Source organism: Streptococcus sp. 2022WUSS083 (assembly GCF_044427155.1).
Lineage (GTDB): Bacteria > Bacillota > Bacilli > Lactobacillales > Streptococcaceae > Streptococcus > Streptococcus hashimotonensis.
In genome coordinates this window covers 64,410-81,417 of sequence record NZ_JAOTGK010000006.1, presented here as the reverse complement: position 1 = coordinate 81,417, position 17,008 = coordinate 64,410, and the positions used below count along the sequence as shown (strand labels likewise).

General features: G+C 40.2%; 24 protein-coding genes and 1 other annotated feature. Of the genes, 18 read left to right on the top strand and 6 right to left on the bottom strand.

The features are described 5' to 3' along the window. Positions 1–20 precede the first annotated feature (20 nt). A complete protein-coding gene (locus tag ODU41_RS08975; protein ID WP_012775415.1) occupies positions 21–1,643 on the bottom strand; it encodes an ABC-F family ATP-binding cassette domain-containing protein in 1,623 nt (540 codons plus the stop codon). A 64-nt stretch (positions 1,644–1,707) separates the two neighbouring features. Then, positions 1,708–2,580: a YitT family protein gene (locus ODU41_RS08970; protein WP_024384295.1), complete on the bottom strand. Its 873-nt coding sequence runs from the start codon at positions 2,578–2,580 to the stop codon at positions 1,708–1,710. 101 nt (positions 2,581–2,681) lie between these two features. Continuing rightward, positions 2,682–2,888 (top strand) — a binding site (T-box leader). A gap of 46 nt (positions 2,889–2,934) precedes the next feature. Between ODU41_RS08970 and trpS the strand changes: the two genes are divergently transcribed. Continuing rightward, the gene (trpS, locus tag ODU41_RS08965) at positions 2,935–3,960 is read left to right on the top strand and encodes a tryptophan--tRNA ligase (protein ID WP_024391640.1); all 1,026 of its coding nucleotides are present in this window, start codon (positions 2,935–2,937) and stop codon (positions 3,958–3,960) included. Between the two features lie 230 nt (positions 3,961–4,190). Beyond that, positions 4,191–5,672 carry an IMP dehydrogenase gene (guaB, locus tag ODU41_RS08960; RefSeq protein WP_074391306.1) on the top strand — a complete coding sequence of 494 codons (1,482 nt, stop codon included), beginning with the start codon at positions 4,191–4,193 and terminating at the stop codon, positions 5,670–5,672. A 70-nt stretch (positions 5,673–5,742) separates the two neighbouring features. Here the strand turns inward: guaB and recF are convergent, their stop codons facing one another. The 3 genes from recF to ODU41_RS08945 all read right to left on the bottom strand — a co-directional run bounded on the left by recF (position 5,743) and on the right by ODU41_RS08945 (position 8,527). Beyond that, positions 5,743–6,837, bottom strand: a complete 1,095-nt coding sequence (gene recF, locus ODU41_RS08955; RefSeq protein ID WP_074391305.1) for a DNA replication/repair protein RecF — start codon at positions 6,835–6,837, stop codon at positions 5,743–5,745. A gap of 2 nt (positions 6,838–6,839) precedes the next feature. Next, on the bottom strand, positions 6,840–7,223 hold the full coding sequence (gene yaaA, locus ODU41_RS08950) for a S4 domain-containing protein YaaA (protein WP_398578936.1): 384 nt from the start codon (positions 7,221–7,223) through the stop codon (positions 6,840–6,842). A 137-nt stretch (positions 7,224–7,360) separates the two neighbouring features. Then, complete coding sequence (locus ODU41_RS08945) at positions 7,361–8,527, bottom strand: tyrosine-type recombinase/integrase (RefSeq protein WP_398578935.1); 1,167 nt, start codon at positions 8,525–8,527, stop codon at positions 7,361–7,363. 217 nt (positions 8,528–8,744) lie between these two features. On the opposite strand from ODU41_RS08945, the gene ODU41_RS08940 reads away from it, so the two are divergent. Beyond that, a complete protein-coding gene (locus ODU41_RS08940; RefSeq protein ID WP_363316190.1) occupies positions 8,745–8,852 on the top strand; it encodes a type I toxin-antitoxin system Fst family toxin in 108 nt (35 codons plus the stop codon). 604 nt (positions 8,853–9,456) lie between these two features. Here the strand turns inward: ODU41_RS08940 and ODU41_RS08935 are convergent. After that, complete coding sequence (locus tag ODU41_RS08935; protein ID WP_232051804.1) at positions 9,457–9,963, bottom strand: helix-turn-helix domain-containing protein; 507 nt, start codon at positions 9,961–9,963, stop codon at positions 9,457–9,459. Positions 9,964–10,167: 204 nt separating this feature from the next. On the opposite strand from ODU41_RS08935, the gene ODU41_RS08930 reads away from it, so the two are divergent. From ODU41_RS08930 to ODU41_RS08860, 15 genes are all read left to right on the top strand, one after another. Beyond that, on the top strand, positions 10,168–10,368 hold the full coding sequence (locus ODU41_RS08930) for a helix-turn-helix transcriptional regulator (protein ID WP_074391302.1): 201 nt from the start codon (positions 10,168–10,170) through the stop codon (positions 10,366–10,368). Positions 10,369–10,383: 15 nt separating this feature from the next. Then, a complete protein-coding gene (locus tag ODU41_RS08925; RefSeq protein WP_398578934.1) occupies positions 10,384–11,142 on the top strand; it encodes a BRO family protein in 759 nt (252 codons plus the stop codon). Positions 11,143–11,145: 3 nt separating this feature from the next. Further along, positions 11,146–11,772, top strand: a complete 627-nt coding sequence (locus tag ODU41_RS08920) for a Rha family transcriptional regulator (RefSeq protein ID WP_398578933.1) — start codon at positions 11,146–11,148, stop codon at positions 11,770–11,772. Positions 11,773–11,809: 37 nt separating this feature from the next. Beyond that, entirely contained in the window at positions 11,810–12,124 is a 315-nt protein-coding gene (locus ODU41_RS08915) for a phage head closure protein (protein ID WP_370695984.1), read from the top strand. A 172-nt stretch (positions 12,125–12,296) separates the two neighbouring features. Beyond that, on the top strand, positions 12,297–12,698 hold the full coding sequence (locus ODU41_RS08910; RefSeq protein WP_398578932.1) for a hypothetical protein: 402 nt from the start codon (positions 12,297–12,299) through the stop codon (positions 12,696–12,698). Further along, positions 12,686–12,889 (top strand): hypothetical protein, encoded by a 204-nt coding sequence (locus ODU41_RS08905; RefSeq protein ID WP_074391299.1) that lies wholly within the window; start codon positions 12,686–12,688, stop codon positions 12,887–12,889. Before ODU41_RS08910 ends, ODU41_RS08905 begins: the two co-directional genes overlap by 13 nt. Positions 12,890–12,899: 10 nt before the next feature. Continuing rightward, positions 12,900–13,085 carry a hypothetical protein gene (locus ODU41_RS08900; RefSeq protein WP_074391298.1) on the top strand — a complete coding sequence of 62 codons (186 nt, stop codon included), beginning with the start codon at positions 12,900–12,902 and terminating at the stop codon, positions 13,083–13,085. Beyond that, a complete protein-coding gene (locus ODU41_RS08895) occupies positions 13,082–13,417 on the top strand; it encodes a hypothetical protein (RefSeq protein ID WP_074391297.1) in 336 nt (111 codons plus the stop codon). Before ODU41_RS08900 ends, ODU41_RS08895 begins: the two co-directional genes overlap by 4 nt. Then, positions 13,410–13,691: a transcriptional regulator gene (locus tag ODU41_RS08890; RefSeq protein WP_074391296.1), complete on the top strand. Its 282-nt coding sequence runs from the start codon at positions 13,410–13,412 to the stop codon at positions 13,689–13,691. The genes ODU41_RS08895 and ODU41_RS08890 overlap by 8 nt, the downstream gene beginning before the upstream one ends. Then, entirely contained in the window at positions 13,678–14,613 is a 936-nt protein-coding gene (locus ODU41_RS08885; protein WP_398578931.1) for a phage replisome organizer N-terminal domain-containing protein, read from the top strand. The genes ODU41_RS08890 and ODU41_RS08885 overlap by 14 nt, the downstream gene beginning before the upstream one ends. A gap of 431 nt (positions 14,614–15,044) precedes the next feature. Then, positions 15,045–15,503, top strand: coding sequence for a hypothetical protein (locus ODU41_RS08880; RefSeq protein WP_074391295.1), 459 nt, complete (start codon positions 15,045–15,047; stop codon positions 15,501–15,503). Positions 15,504–15,582: 79 nt separating this feature from the next. Beyond that, the gene (locus ODU41_RS08875) at positions 15,583–16,149 is read left to right on the top strand and encodes a hypothetical protein (RefSeq protein WP_398578930.1); all 567 of its coding nucleotides are present in this window, start codon (positions 15,583–15,585) and stop codon (positions 16,147–16,149) included. A 69-nt stretch (positions 16,150–16,218) separates the two neighbouring features. Beyond that, on the top strand, positions 16,219–16,590 hold the full coding sequence (locus ODU41_RS08870) for a replication protein (RefSeq protein WP_074391293.1): 372 nt from the start codon (positions 16,219–16,221) through the stop codon (positions 16,588–16,590). Further along, positions 16,583–16,831 carry a hypothetical protein gene (locus ODU41_RS08865; RefSeq protein ID WP_074391292.1) on the top strand — a complete coding sequence of 83 codons (249 nt, stop codon included), beginning with the start codon at positions 16,583–16,585 and terminating at the stop codon, positions 16,829–16,831. Before ODU41_RS08870 ends, ODU41_RS08865 begins: the two co-directional genes overlap by 8 nt. Then, positions 16,828–16,959, top strand: a complete 132-nt coding sequence (locus tag ODU41_RS08860) for a hypothetical protein (RefSeq protein WP_269472429.1) — start codon at positions 16,828–16,830, stop codon at positions 16,957–16,959. Before ODU41_RS08865 ends, ODU41_RS08860 begins: the two co-directional genes overlap by 4 nt. The last annotated feature ends 49 nt before the right edge of the window (positions 16,960–17,008 follow it).

Below are 17,008 nucleotides of genomic sequence, written 5' to 3'. Positions count from 1 at the left end.
GCGAATAAATCGCCTTTTTATTATGCTTTCCAAAGTTCTTGTACTTTTGCTTGTACTTCAGCATTTTCCAAGAATTCATCATAAGTTTCGTCGATTCGGTCGATAACACCGTTTTTAGAAATGACGATGATATGGTTTGCTAAAGTTTGAATAAATTCGTGGTCGTGGCTGGCAAAGATGATAGACTCTTTAAAAGCTTTCAAACCATCGTTTAGACTGGAAATTGATTCCAAGTCCAAGTGGTTGGTTGGATCGTCTAAGACCAAGACATTTGACTTGAGGAGCATGAGTTTTGACAACATCACGCGCACTTTTTCGCCCCCTGACAAGACGTTTACAGGTTTGTTAACCTCATCACCCGAGAAGAGCATACGTCCCAAGAAACCGCGCAAGAAGGTATTGTCATCTTCTTCCTTGCTGGCAAATTGACGGAGCCAATCAAGGATAGATTCGTTTGTATCGAAGTCACGAGTATTGTCTTTTGGTAAGTAGGATTGACTAGTAGTGACACCCCACTTGACAGTACCTTCATATTCAATATCGCCCATAAGAGCACGAATGAGAGCAGTTGTTTGGATGTCGTTTTGACCAATAAGAGCAGTCTTGTCACCTGGACGCAGGATAAAGCTGATATTGTCAAGAATCGTTTCACCATCGATGACAACTTTTAAGTTTTCAACTGTTAAGAGGTCATTACCGATTTCACGTTCTGATTTGAAGTTGATAAATGGATACTTACGGCTAGAAGGAATAATTTCCTCCAACTCGATTTTATCCAGCATCTTCTTGCGTGAAGTAGCTTGCTTAGACTTAGAGGCATTAGCAGAGAAACGGGCAACGAATTCTTGTAATTCCTTGATTTTTTCTTCTGCTTTGGCATTACGGTCAGCTTGTAGTTTAGCTGCTAGTTCACTGGATTGTTTCCAGAAATCGTAGTTACCGACGAAAATCTTGATTTTACCGAAGTCAAGGTCGGCCATATGGGTACATACTTTGTTTAAGAAGTGGCGGTCGTGGGACACGACGATAACCGTATTTTCAAAGTCAATCAAGAAATCTTCGAGCCAGTTGATAGATTGGATATCGAGACCGTTGGTTGGCTCGTCCAAAAGAAGAACATCAGGCTTACCAAAGAGGGCCTTAGCCAAGAGGACCTTAACCTTCTCACCGTTGGTCAATTCGCTCATGTTTTGGTAGTGGAGGTCTTCTGAAATGTTGAGGTTTTGGAGCAATTGAGAAGCTTCACTTTCAGCTTCCCAGCCACCAAGTTCAGCAAACTCACCTTCTAATTCAGCAGCACGAACACCATCTTCATCAGAAAAATCTTCCTTCATGTAAATAGCATCTTTTTCTTTCATGATGCTGTAAAGTTGCTCGTTCCCCATGATAACAACGTCAATCACGCGCTCATCTTCATAGTCGAAATGGTTCTGACGTAGTACAGAAAGGCGCTCGTCTGGTCCAAGTGAAATATGACCTGTTGATGGCTCGATGTCACCAGCAAGAATTTTTAAAAATGTAGATTTACCAGCCCCGTTTGCACCAATCAAACCGTAGGTATTTCCTGCTGTAAATTTGATATTGACATCGTCAAATAATTTGCGGTCGCTAAAGCGAAGCGACACGTCTGATACTGTAAGCATAGTTTCTCCTCTATTTCTGTCTATTAGTTTTATTGTACTAGAAAGAACTTGAATTTTCAATGAATTACATTGGAATCAAAATATCTTCATCATAATGTTTATGGTCTTTTTGAAGACTGAAGCCACGTCCACGCACCTGACTCGCAGGCATAACAACCATAAAGGCAGTTTCATCAATTTCTAATACCGCTGTCTCCAGTTTCTGCATTTCTGGAATAGAGATGGTAGTCATCAACATGCGCTTGTCAACCCCTGTAAAGCCACCGATAATTGGAAATTCTGTAACACCGCGATCAGCAACTTTAGTAATATAGTCTTTAATTTCTTCTGATTTTTGAGAAATAATCATGACATTTCGAGAAGATTGTGTACCAGACATCATGCGGTTGACAATATAAGTAATGGTCATTAGGGCAATAATCGAGTACATAACAGTATCAGTATCGAAGGCAATAAATCCAAGACCAACGATAATACCATCAATAATAGCCATTGTCAGACCTAATGATAAAGGGGTGTACTTGTGAATAAATTGAATAAGAATACCTGTCCCACCAGTAGAAGAATTTCCAAGGAAAACAAGACCAAGTCCAAAACCTAGGATAATTCCACCGAAAATAGCAGCTAGGAGAGGATTTTCTGTCAAGTTGGGTAAACCTGCTGTCAACTTGATGCAAAGAGGATAAATGACAGCACCATAGACAGTTTTAATAAATACAGATTTTCCTAAGAAAAACCAACAGATAATTAATAAAGGGATGTTACAGTAGAGGACAAAGTCAGACGGACTCCACCCCAGAAGAGCATTGAGTGCGATTGCTAAACCTCCGACCCCACCAGATACGATATTATTCTCTAGAAAAAAACTGTTAAATCCAATGGCCATGACAACTGATCCGAGTGTGACAGAGATAAAGTCCTTTATACGTTCTTTCATATATTCTCCTTGGTTAGTGTTATAAAAGCAATTTCTATTATCCCTAATTTAGACAGTATCGTCAAGGCTTTGTCAGCTTGACTTTCTAATTTTTTGCGGTTATAATAGGAATCAATCAGAAGAGTAGTAAGTGGATAATTTTTAGAGAGTTTGTGGTTGGTGGAAACAAACAAGAGTCGCTTATGAATGGACTGAGTGAATAGAATCTGAACAAATAAGGATTCGGCTAGCAGGCCTTATGTGCGAAAAGATATAAGCTTATTTAATGCTTATAAGTGAGGTGGCACCGTGTCCTTGACGCCCTCGCACAGTTTTCTGTGCGTGGGCTTTTATTATGTAAAAGGAGAATAATTTATGAGTAAACCGATTATCCTAACAGGAGACCGTCCAACAGGCAAATTACATATTGGACATTATGTTGGTTCGTTGAAAAATCGTGTTTTATTACAGGATGCAGGTCAACATGAACTTTTTGTCTTTTTAGCTGATCAACAGGCTTTGACAGACCATGCAAAGGAACCGGAAAAGATTGTTGAATCCGTTGGAAACGTAGCGCTAGATTATCTAGCGGCAGGACTTGATCCAGCTAAGACAACGATTTTCATTCAGAGTCAAATCCCTGAATTGGCAGAGTTAACCATGTACTACATGAACTTGGTATCTGTTGCGCGTTTAGAGCGTAACCCAACAGTTAAAACAGAAATTGCTCAAAAAGGTTTTGGCGAAGGAATTCCAGCTGGCTTTTTGGTTTATCCTGTATCACAAGCGGCGGACATCACAGCTTTCAAGGCAAATTTTGTCCCTGTTGGAAATGACCAGAAACCTATGATTGAGCAGACTCGTGAACTTGTTCGTAGTTTTAATCATGCTTACCAAACTGATGTTTTGGTAGAGCCAGAAGGCATTTATCCTGAAAATGAGGCAGCCGGTCGCTTGCCAGGTTTGGACGGCAATGCCAAGATGTCTAAGTCACTTGGAAATGGTATTTATCTGGCAGATGACATGGATACACTCAAAAAGAAAGTCATGTCCATGTACACTGATCCCAACCACATCCGTGTTGAAGATCCAGGTAAGATTGAAGGAAACATGGTTTTCCACTATCTTGACGTTTTTGGGCGCGAAGAAGATAAGGCTGAGATTGAGGCTATGAAGGAGCACTATCAACGTGGTGGTTTGGGCGATGTGAAGACTAAACGCTATTTGCTGGACATTTTAGAGAGAGAATTAGGACCAATCCGTGAACGCCGTCTGGAGTTTGCACAGGATATGGGACAGGTCTATGCAATGTTGGAAGCAGGTAGCCAAAAAGCTCGCCAAGTTGCTGCGACAACTCTTGATCAAGTGAAGTCAGCTATGGGAATTAACTATTTTAAATAAGGTTAACAATAAAAGAGCAATGTTGAAAAAATGTTGCTTTTTTCATTTGTTTTACGACACAGCAAAAAACAAACGTTCGATTTTTATAGATAAAACTGAATAGAATTTTCTGAATTTTTAGGATTGACAATATTAAAGCGAATAATGATTGACAAATGATTTCAAAATGTTATCATAATTAAAATACAAATAGCAATCAAGCTACACATAAATAAGAAAAGAGGAAGAAAATGTCAAACTGGGACACTAAATTTTTGAAAAAAGGCTTTACTTTTGATGATGTATTACTTATTCCGGCTGAAAGTCATGTTTTACCACATGATATTGATTTAAAAACACAATTAGCACCAAATTTGACCCTTAATCTTCCGATTATTTCTGCTGCCATGGACACTGTAACAGATAGCAAAATGGCTATCGCTATGGCACGTGCAGGTGGTTTGGGTGTCATCCATAAGAATATGTCTATCGCGGAGCAGGCAGATGAGGTGCGTAAGGTAAAACGTTCTGAAAATGGTGTCATTATCGATCCATTTTTCCTAACACCAGAACACACCATTGCTGAGGCTGAGAAATTAATGGCAACTTATCGTATTTCAGGTGTGCCAATCGTTGAAACATTGGAAAATCGTAAATTGGTTGGTATTATTACCAACCGCGATATGCGTTTCATTTCCGACTATTCACAGCCAATTTCGACCAACATGACAAGCGATGCTTTGGTAACAGCGCCAGTTGGAACAGACCTTGCGACTGCGGAGGCTATTCTTCACAAGCATCGTATTGAAAAATTGCCATTGGTTGATGAAAATGGTCGTTTGTCAGGCTTGATTACTATCAAAGACATTGAGAAAGTCATTGAGTTCCCAAATGCTGCGAAGGATGAATTTGGTCGTCTTTTGGTTGCGGGTGCTGTTGGTGTCACATCAGATACTTTTGAACGTGCAGAAGCCCTTTTTGAAGCGGGTGCAGACGCGATTGTCATCGATACAGCTCATGGTCACTCAGCAGGTGTTCTTCGTAAGATCAAAGAAATCCGTGATCACTTCCCAACTCGTACCTTGATTGCCGGCAACATTGCCACAGCTGAAGGAGCTCGTGCTCTTTATGAAGCTGGTGTTGATGTTGTCAAGGTCGGTATTGGCCCAGGTTCAATCTGTACAACACGTGTCATTGCAGGTGTTGGTGTACCACAAGTGACAGCTATCTATGATGCAGCTGGTGTTGCGCGTGAATATGGTAAAACCATTATCGCTGACGGTGGTATCAAGTATTCTGGAGATATTGTCAAGGCACTTGCTGCGGGTGGTCATGCCGTTATGCTTGGTTCTATGTTTGCAGGAACGGATGAAGCACCAGGTGAGACAGAAATCTTCCAAGGTCGTAAGTTCAAGACCTATCGTGGTATGGGCTCTATCGCTGCCATGAAACAAGGTTCAAAAGACCGTTACTTCCAAGCATCTGTAAATGAAGCCAATAAACTTGTTCCAGAAGGAATTGAAGGACGTGTAGCCTATAAAGGTTCTGTTGCAGATATGATTTTCCAAATGGTTGGTGGACTTCGCTCAGGTATGGGTTATGTAGGTGCTGGTAACTTGAATGAATTGCATGAAAATGCTCAGTTCATCGAAATGTCAGGTGCTGGTTTGAAAGAAAGCCATCCACACGATGTTCAAATTACAAACGAAGCTCCAAACTATTCAGTACAGTAAACAAAAACAAGACCCTCTTGACAGGGTCTTTACTTTTTTGTAAATTTTATTGACAATAGTGTAAACAATCTTATTCTGACTCAGTAACCTTACCAGACTCAATATGGAAGATTTTTAAACTATCAGGTAGCTTATGTAAATGGTCTAAAGAGGTCGTTGTAATAAATGTTTGAATCGTATCTGTAATAGTTTCTAGTAGCTTGATTTGACGATTATTATCCAGCTCACTCATAACATCATCTAAGAGTAGAATTGGGTACTCTCGTGTGACTTCTTTCATCAGCTCGATTTCAGCCAGTTTGAGTGACAGAACGAGACTGCGGTGTTGTCCTTGACTACCATAATGGGCATTCATTCCATTTATAAAGAAAGCTACATCATCTCGATGTGGTCCAACTCCTGTATTTTTCTTAAATAAATCACGTTTGCGACACCTTTCCAATTCCGTCAAGAATATGTCAATTAAATTGACAGAATTAGTAAACTTAATTGAGGATTGATATTCGATAGTTAGTTCCTCTCTCTTATCTGAAATATCTTGAACTTTTCTATTTCCGAATTCCTCTAATTTCTTTAGAAAGTCAATACGATGTTGGATAACACGACTACCATATTCAGCAAGTTGCTGATCTAACACAGATAGGAAGTTCTCATCAATCTTATCTGTAGATTTGAGGTAAGTATTTCTTTGTTTTAAAACGTGGTTATAATTCGATAGGTCAGAGAGATAGAGTGGTTTGATTTGCCCGAGCTCGACATCGATGAACTTTCTTCTCAAAGCAGGGGCACCTTTTATCAGCTGTAAATCTTCTGGAGCAAATAGGACGACGTTCATATGTCCAATGTAATTAGAAAGTTTTGCTTGTTTGAGATGGTTGACCTTGGTCACTCGCCCCTTATCTGTCAAGTGAATGTCAAGTGGAACTTTACCGCTTGCGCGATGGAGTAAACCCGAAATAGATAATTCCTTTTCTTGAAACTGTAGTAGGTCCTTATCTGTCCGTGTTCGATGACTTCGTGTTAAAGCTAAAGCATAGATAGATTCTAGAATATTGGTTTTTCCTTGGGCGTTTTCGCCTAAAAAGACATTGAGCCCTTTGTGGAACTCAATATCTAATTGGTTGTAATTGCGAAAATGTTGTAACTCTAATCGTTCTAGCCACATGTCTACATACCAGGGAAACGAACAGGTTTTCTTTCAGTCTTTTTAGTTGCTTTTTTAGGAGTTTTTACCTGTTTCTTATTCTTTTTATTTTCTTGATTTAACTTTTTAACGATTGCAGCCACACGTTCTTTTTCAGTTTGATCTTCTTGGTGTTGCTGTATTTCTTCTGCACTAGGTACGACGATTGTGATGCTGGTGTTGTGGTCTGGGAGTGTGATAACATCTCCGACACGGATTTTTTTACCGCGTCTTTTTTCATCCTCTCCATTGAAAAGAATGGTATTTTCTTCTAAAAATCCTTTAATGGCCCCTCCTGAATGGAGAATACCAGTCGTTTTTAATAATGCTTGTAATGTGATGTAGTCATCAAATAATTTAAATTCCATAAGTCACCTCGTTACAGAATATTATATCACAAAATGGTATGTTTCTGATTTTATGTGCTGAAAACCCAGTCGTATCAAGGACTTTTACAGTCCTGTAAAGTCCTGTAAACTGAATTTGTTCACCTTTTTGTACACCCTCAAAGATTCCCGAGAGCTTTTTCATAAAATGTAACAGCATCTTTTGCCCTCTCTTTTGAAAGGTGGCTATAGATGTCCATGGTCATTGATATTCTGGAATGACCAAGGCGATGCTGGAGTTCCTTATAGGGTATTCCGGAGTTAAGCAGCAAACTAGCGTGCGTGTGGCGGAAACCGTGAAAGCCGATGTTAGGCAGTCCGATATTCCTCAGGCGTGTGGTCAACCTGTTCCCTAGGGTCTTATCCTCAGGATAGTCATGGATAAAGTCGGAAAATACTACCGTTTCAGAACGTCCGAGGGTCCAAGCCTCTTGTATCTGTCGCCGTCTGTACTCTTTCAACATGGCTACCGTCTGCCCGTCGATGTTTATATCACGTATGCTGGCGTTTGACTTGGGGGAATTGATTGATCCGTAGCGGTTTAGTGTTTTTGTGATGCTGACCGTGGCGTTGTTCAAGTCAATATCTGACCAGTGCAGTGCCAGCACCTCATTGATACGGCAACCAGTGGCTAATAGAAACTTGTATAAAGTCACTTCGTAGAGGTTTCTGTACCTAGATAGGTCCAAGCCGTCCAAGTAGTCAAGAAACTGCTTAAGTTGCTTATCGTTGAAGTGCTTAACTTTCTGCCTAGTGGCTTTTTTTGCGTTCCTGGGCAATATGACTTCCCGAGCTGGATTGTATGGCAGAACTTGCATAACAACACCGTATTGCAATATACGTTTGTTCAGCGCGTGGATTTTGTCATAGTGCAGATAGGCACCAGCTTCCCCTGTATTTGTTTTGTCTGCTAATTTGATGACGATACTTTGGAGGAGTGGGGTCGTCAGTTTATCGAGCTTATAGGCTCCGAATAGTGGAATGACGTGCCTATTTAACAGTGCTTTGACATTCCCACGGGTATTTGGCTTTACTGTGTGCTTATAGCTATTCCACCACAATTCTGCCAACTCTTTACAACTGGTTGTGGTGGCACTTTGGTAGCGTGTTGCCCCGTCTGTTTTAAAAGTTGCAATAGCTTGCTGAGTTTTGTTTTTAACCTCCTTCTTGGTCCTGCCCGTGATATTAGTCTTGACTTTCTTACCAGTGATGGCATCTACTCCTAGGTAAACACTGGCACGGTAGACAATGCTACCATCTTTCTTTTTTACCTCAGTTATTTTCATGATATTCCCTTTCTATCATCAGCAGGCAAGCCGTAAAGGTTTTATATCATGCGTAAAGCCACGAGAATAGCTCTATTTTCGTTTATTTTGGCTTAGTAGGGTAAAATATATATATATCGGTCAAGATTAAAATGCGAATATGGGCGTTTTGGAGCGTTTGACAGGGTGGATAATATTCTGATATGATAGACAAGCCCCCGGATTTTATTGAAGGAAGGTGATTTACTTGTCAAATGAAACCATCATCATCACGTTTCTTTTGCCTTTGTTGGTTGGTATTCTAACAGCATTGTTTGAGTATTGGCTAAACAACCGCAACAAGTAAAGCCTTTCGGGGCAAAATAAAAACCCTCAACGTTCGGACCGTTGGGGGCTTTTTGTTTGGACTTACTTGTCAAAGTGAAATCCTTTCATCATCTTACCCCAAGTATAGCACCCCTTTATTCAGTTGTCAAATGGTTTAACGGCATTATGTTGCGTTTTACTGCCCTAGAATGCGAGAAACGTAGGATAGTATCAAAATAGACTGGCATTATACAGTATTTTACTTCCTTGGACGATGATAGTATCACGCGCTGACAAATTGCTAAAATATACAACCTTACAAAACCTTACTTTTTTCAGCTATTAACAAAAGCTAACATTTTTAATGCGGACAAATGAGGACTTTTTTCACTCGTAACAAATCGTAACTTTTTTCACTCCCCACAGCCCACCAGAACGCCCCTGAGTTAGATACTTTTACCTAGTCGAACGATGAAAGTAGCTAAAGAATTTCCAAATGTGACAACGTTGTCACATTTGGGAAACACAGCCCTCTACCACATCGCTATGCAGTTCCGAATTCTTCAATGTTGAAGAATTTCCTTGCAGGGTAAATATACCAGAGGAGTGTTTGAACGTGCCTGGGAGGCTCCTAGGTGCGTGGGTTAGTCTTCGGGAAAAATGGAATTGTAGCCATCTTTTTTCATTTGTTCTAGCACGCCGTCAAGGTCAGCGACAGGCTCAAATAGTCCATCTTTTTGTATTGATTGACCAAAATATTTGTAGTCAGCCCCTATATGTAAGTCAGCAATCATGGAAGAAAATGCTTGAATCTGTTGGTCAGTTAGTAAAAGTGAATTTTCTAATACAAAGTTACCGAACGCATCTTTTACTTTTTCTTTTTCCTGTTTGTATGAGTGAGTAAATATTCTGCTAGTTCGAGGATTTGTGAGAACAAGTTCATCGTCATATTTTTTAGGGTTTGTTTCATACCCCAACAGATACCCAACACTTACCCCAAAATAGTCAGCAAGTGCCTGGGCTTTGTCTGGTTTGATTTGGCTCTCTCCGTTTTCCCAATTTTGTAAAGTTCTATAATGCACACCAATTTTTTTAGCTAACTCTTTCTGAGATAGCTTTTTTTCTTGCCTTAATTCTTTCAATCTATTCATAATTTCACGACCTTTCAAAAGCGATTATATACCATAATTTGAAAAAAGTACACTTTTTTTGTGTATTTTATCAAAAAATAGTTAACAAGAATAGAATTATTGTGTATTATTCAAATCAAGCACAATAAAATTGCGCATACACCCTCCACGACCTTTCACACTTTCAATCTATGGAGGGGGATTTTTCAAAGAAAGGAGAACGGCATGAGCAAACTCAAAGGCTACCGTGTCATGTTAGGGCTAACCCAGCAAGCTATGGCGGACAAGCTAGATATTTCTTTGCAGTCATACAACAACAAAGAAACAGGCAAGACTCCATTTAATGACAAGGAAAAAAGAGCACTCAAGACCATTGTCGCGGAAATTAAGCCAGACATCACCATTGACGAACTATTTTACAGTTAGAAAGGTAAGCAAGCAATGAGGAGAAACTACAGTAAAGTCATTGACGAGCTACGCAATGGCTACGGGCTGAATCTTGTGGCTATTGGTCAACGAATAGGAACAGACCCTAGGACAGTCGGCAAATGGTGGCAGGGGAAGAACATCCCTAGCCCAAAGAGCAGACAGAAGCTGAATAAACTTTATAGAGAGGTTAAACAGAACATGACAACACAGGTAAGTATTTTTGATGAAACAAACGACCGCAGTCGCTATTTACAAGTTATCCACACGGATAATTTTCACGGACACCCGCTAGATGTTTACGGTGATTTTGAAAATCCATTATTCATGGCTAGAGAAGTAGCTGAAATGATTGAGTATACAAAGACAAGTCAAGGTTACTATGATGTACAGGCGATGTTGAGGAAAGTAGACGACGATGAAAAAGTAAAATGTACACCTTTAGAAGGTACTACGAAAAATTTTCGTAGCGGGCAGACGATGTGGTTTTTAACCGAGTACGGACTATATGAAGTGCTTATGCGTTCAAGCAAACCAAAAGCTAAGGAATTCCGAAAAGCAGTCAAGCAAATCTTAAAAGAAATCCGAACACAAGGCTACTACATGCAGGGCGAACTCATTCAGGACCAACCGACAACTCAGTCCTTACCAGGTATCAGCGACTTAACTTATATCAAAAATAAGATAGCTGAGGTGCAGGAAATGGACAATCTAGCAGACATCACCGCAGGTCTTGAGCGAGTGGCTAAGCTAGTGTCAGTGATTGGAGGTTAGTCAATGGAATTAGTCTACATGGACGGACGGAAAGAGCCGTATACATTGAGTAGCATAGTGGCAGAATGTGCAGAGGTGCAACACCACACTGTTACACGTATAATCAGAAAAAATCTTGAACGCTTTGAACGTTTCGGAAAGGTTGGATTTAAAATCCAAGCTATGGAGAGTGGGCAACAGTCAAAAGATTATATTCTAAACGAACAACAAGCAACATTGCTAATCACGTTTTTAAAAAATACCGAGCAAGTCGCAAACTTTAAGGAAAACCTAGTCAAAGCATTCTTCGAGATGCGGGATGAGGTAGCAGCCTTTCGCTACCAGAGGGCACTGGAAAAGCCTAAGCGGAAAACTTTGCACGACAGCATAGAGAACTGGGAAGCGAGACCCAGACACGCGCACAGCACCGTTACGAATCTTTTGCTAAAGGGAACAACAGGTATGAACAAACGTCAGCTAGTGGCAAAACGTGGAGGTCTGACAGGCATTGACAGCCTAACCAGTCAAGAACTAATCAGATACCAGGCACTAGAAGACATGGCAATCGCTATGATTAACCTTGGCATGACTTACCAAGACATAAAGACAATGGTATTCAGACCATTAAAAAACGCACCAGCAGGCGCGTGAGAACAAGAAAGGACAGTACAGAGTGAACACTAGCAGAATGAACGAGCGTATCACATTTTTTTCCAGAACTGCAGGGCAGAACGAAGATGGCGAAGTTGTAGACAGCATACGGACAGACGTATATTCCTGTTGGGCAGAGGTGTCAAGTTCGAGTGTCAGAGATTTCAAAACAGCATCAGGACTTGAAAGCGGGAAGGCTACCAAAACCTTTGGCATCCGTTACCATCCACATCCGCCGTTTGATAATTCTATGTACGTTGAACACCGTGGCACAGCCTACAAAATCATTGAACTAGAAACTGACCACGCAAACAGGGGCTACATTTTAGTGAAAACGACAGCTGCAGAATAATACACAACAAAAAAGGCTTAGCAATAACCACACCGCAGAGCCTTTCAACCAAGAACTAAAACACAAATTACAAGCAGGCAAGCCGTAAGGGTTTTAGTAAATGTTTTATAGCTAGATTATAGCATATCTAGGACACTTTGACCAGACAGATTAAAAAACGAGGTAAAAACACATGAAAGATAGTAACAGAGATACGATAATCCATTTTGAAGCATCTAGCAATGAATATGCACCAGTAAAGGCTGCAATATCGGAAGAGCTGGAAGCTGTTATCAGCAAAGTATATCAGCTAGATCATGAAACAGGATGGACATTGCACTATCTAACCGGCATCATGCTGAAATACTTTCACGAGGATGTTGTTCGAGTTCCATATGGTGATTTGACAGCAATTGAACTTGCTTTAAATAGTTTCGTTTCAAGAATTGAACATACTAGGATGCTACTCTTGAAAGCTGGTTACGAGGATAATGTAGGGGCAGGTAATCCGATGTGGTATTTGAAACTAGCTTTACAAGATTTTGAGCATATGAAAAAATTGTCCAGAAAGGAAGCTAAGACATGCAAGAAATGACAATCGAAACAGCTTTGACCCTACTAGCGATTTTTACACCGCTGAACATGGTTCTATGGTTTGGCGTTGGTTTAGGCACTTTTCAGCTTGATATAGAGCCTAAAATCAAGACCGAGGGTAAAGATACCAGACCGCTGACAAATGCGAACTATGGGGCTTATATTCAATCACAGGGCAGATACTACAATTAGGAGGACAAACATGAACAAACTAGACCAGATACTTGAGGAAATCAAAGAAAAACGCCCAGCACTCTATGGGCTTATCATTGGCATCATAGAGAACAAAATACCTAAAGAGGAAGAAGAACGCTTTTTGACACTTTCCCAAGAAGAGAAAAAGCAATGGATCATTGACTGGATGAATCTGCTGGAGGTGCAAGCATGACAGAAAACCAACTACCACCACACCTATACAAAGTTTTCAAGCTACTACCGCTTGGAATGGAATTGCCTATCACGGGGACAGATATTGAACGGCTGACAGGCTTGGACATCCGAACCATTCGGGAGCATATACGCCAGCTTATAGTTGATTATGGTATTCCAGTATGTGGCGGACGTGATAACAAGCTAGGAGGCTACTATATCCCCCAGAATGAAGTGGAACGACTTGCAGGGGTGCTACCACTCCAAAAGCAATACGACCAGGAACACAAGCGTATACACGCGCTTTTGACTGCTGACTTAGAAGATTGGAGGAAGTACCGAGATGTTTAGCCTAAGCAGAGAGAGCGAGCAGGATCTAACTCACGGCTTGCTGGATATGGTTGGTAAGTACTTGGATGCGCGTGAGAAGGTCAAACCAAGGTTACTTGGGCTAATCACTGCCCAGCAGATAAAAGATGAGCTAGATGTCGAATACAAGACCCTGAAGCGTTGGGAGGATAACGGACTGAGACGATACCAACCACCGCTAGAGGATACTAGAAAAATCTTCTATAGGGTCAGTGATATTTTGATATTTTTGGGAGTGGACAATGGCAAAAACTAAGGTATATTTCTGGTTAAAGATTGATAAGAAATTCTTTGACAATATTTTTATCAAGAAATTAAAGACAACCCCTAATGGCTACGCAATGACAGTAATATACATGCGTCTTCTACTGGAAAGCCTTGACAGTGATTGTATCTTGTACTATGAGGGTTATTTTGATAACCTCAAAGATGAATTGGCATTGAAACTAGATGTTTCTGAAGAAGACATGGAAATGACCATAGAATATTTTACAAAATGTGGGCTGATTCAGATTGATGAAGACAAAAACGCAGAACTAACACAAGCCAAAGCAATGGTTATGAGTGAAACAAACTGGGCAAGTTACAAACGTGGACAACGACAAAATAAAGATAGTTTGGACAATGTCCAAAAATCTTTGACAAATTCCAACTCGTGTCCAACAGAGATAGAGTCAGAGATAGAATCAAAGATAGAGTCAAAAAAAGAGATAGAGATAGAATTAGAATCAAAGATAGAGTCAAAAAAAGAGATAGAGATAGAATTAGAAGCAGAGTCAAAGTCAAAAAAAGAAAAAAACTATATCTTTGATTTTGACGAAGCATCACCATCATTTGTAAAAATGGCTTTGTCTAATACTGGTTATTCTGTTGATGTTATGAGTGATGAATTTCTGATAGATGCAACTGACGAAGAATTCATAGCAGGTTTAACATATTACTCTTTCAATCGTGAACCAGATACTTATGAAATAAACACCATAAAGAAAAGGTTGAACAAGTTCGATAGATTATTAGTTAAAGAGATATACAAACGAGCAGGGCTTCATGGAGCTGATTCGGTTGCTTATGTTACTACGTCTTTGCAGAATCTGGAAAAAGAGAATGTATACACCATTGAAGATTGGGAAAAATTCCAAAACCTATCTGTTGAGGAGGAGACCGAAGACCTAATCTAGCTTACACTCTCCTCTCCTCTCCTATCCTTACCTAACCTATGCGGACATTTGGTTGGCAATTGGTTGGCAATTGGTTGGCATTTGGTAAACCCCAGTATTATCAAGGGTTTAGTGGTATCAGGGGTATACATAGGTTACTATAGGACAAAAAGAAAAAATAAAAAAATTAAGACATAAAATACATATATAAAATTAGTACAAAAACAAAAAAATAGTAAATGTATATAAGAAAACCCCTGTAACCCCCTGTACCCCTGTACCAAACCAGTAAAATCAAGGGTTTATCGGTATCAGGGGTCTGTGGCTACCCCTGTAAAAGTATCAGGGGTCTGACCAAAAATGGAGGAAAAAACATGGAAATCAAATTATTTTATGGGAAACACAAGCGGATTGTAAAAAAAATAAGTAAATGACAAAAAGAGGATATAGATATGACCGAACAAGATTTTTTTGAGCAAGCAGAAAAAGACATCGCAGAACTTGACCAACGAAGGGCTGAGTTTATGGCCATGGATTTTGAAGAACTGAACGAAGCAGACTATAAGAACTTTTTAGAAATCGGGAATCGTATTGCGGCTGAGGACGTGACTTTGAATGTTTACGAACTCTACAAACATCCAGATACTCGGGCGAAGTTCTTTGCTACAATCGCCAAAATTGCTTATCACGTCAATAATTTGTTTCAGACTGCAGACCGCATGGAAGCAATGATTGAAAATCTAGAACTACACTTCCAGAATACAGTCAAGAAACTGGTATATCAGACAGATAGTGACAAATTGGCAGAACTGTTGTTGGAAGTCAAGAAGGGCAACCCGAATATGACGGCAGAGCAGGAAAGCCAATTTATCCGAGATATTGCAGTCAGTGGACTATTAGCAATGCAGTAGGAGGCGACACCGTGACCGATGATGCCGAAATAATAAGGAAACTTTCCAAATTTATCAAACAACTAGGGAGAATAAAGACATGACATACAAAACATTTTCAGATACACCAAACACATTCACATTCAACTACACATTCAAAGACTTTGACACCGCACAAGTTGCAGGTCACGCGCTTATGGGCTATATGACAGGAACTTATGATCAGCCAGTTATTGAAGTCAGCTACCACAATGACGGACAGGGCGGAGTTCATAACCAATTAGCAGTTGAGTACGTGGAAGATGATGACCTTATTAAGGTATTCCAGCGTATTTGTGATAGTTTTAAGGACTACTACAACAATCCTGATGATTTAAACGAATACGAACAACAGCAAGCGACTGAACAAGAATACATCCGTAAGCGCGTGGAACAGTTCAAACAAACAGAGAGCTTTGATAGCTTACTGGAAAAAACAGCCAGATTAGAGCTGGAGTTTATGGAACTTGCTGACAGCGTACTAGATGATGACTATCCAGATATGGCAGTGAATGGCGTGCACAGCAACCTAGAGGTGGTAGATGACGAGGCTATGGCTTTACTGAAAAGTCTGGACACAGAGGGAGAGTTTAAAGCCTTGTGGCAATATTCCAGCCGTGATGAATAGTGAAGAGAGCCCCAGGGCTCTTTTCGTGCATATACAGAAAGTAACAATTAGAGGGGGTGGTACGATATTATGACCGACAAACTGAACAAACGACAAGAGACCTTTTTGGCTAACTTACTTTTGACTGGTAATGTGGCAAAAGCGTCTGAACTATCCAACATCACGCGCAAAACAGGTTACGAATATTTGAAGAGCGCAACCTTTAAGCGTGTTTATCGAGAACGCAGGAGCGAGCAACTGAAAGAAGCGACAGCTCTTTTACAAGTGGCAAGTATTAGGGCGGTCAAGGTGCTTACTGACATCATGGAAGATGAGACCGCTAGCCCTTACGCTAGGGTACAATCAGCCCAGACAATCCTAACAACAGCATACAAGGCAGTTGAGGCGGTGGAGATTGTTGAACAGTTGGAAGTATTGGAGGCCAAGTTATTAGATGAATAAGGCAATTAAAAGACGACTAGAAAAATTGAAAGAGCGAACAAATCAACAGGGAATAGGCCTTATTTTCATAACTCCCCTAGAGTCTGGAAATTATGAGGTTAAGCACCAAGATTATACTAAGGGTTTTACTGAAGTAAATTATACTTATCAATCAGAGGAAGAAGCGCACCGAGTGGCTAGTGACATTGCACGAGAAGGCAACTATATTCTATTTTTTGACTATGTGGAAGATGACGAATGAATAAATCAATAAAGAAACGACTGGAAAAGCTAGCAGGATACGCCGAGCAAGGGGATATTATCTTTTACCACTACAGAAAAACAAATGATACTGTTATTATTAAAGATGAATGGTATAACGGCGAATAGGATACAAAAAAAGCCAGCACGCTTGTACCGACTCTGTGAATAAAACTCT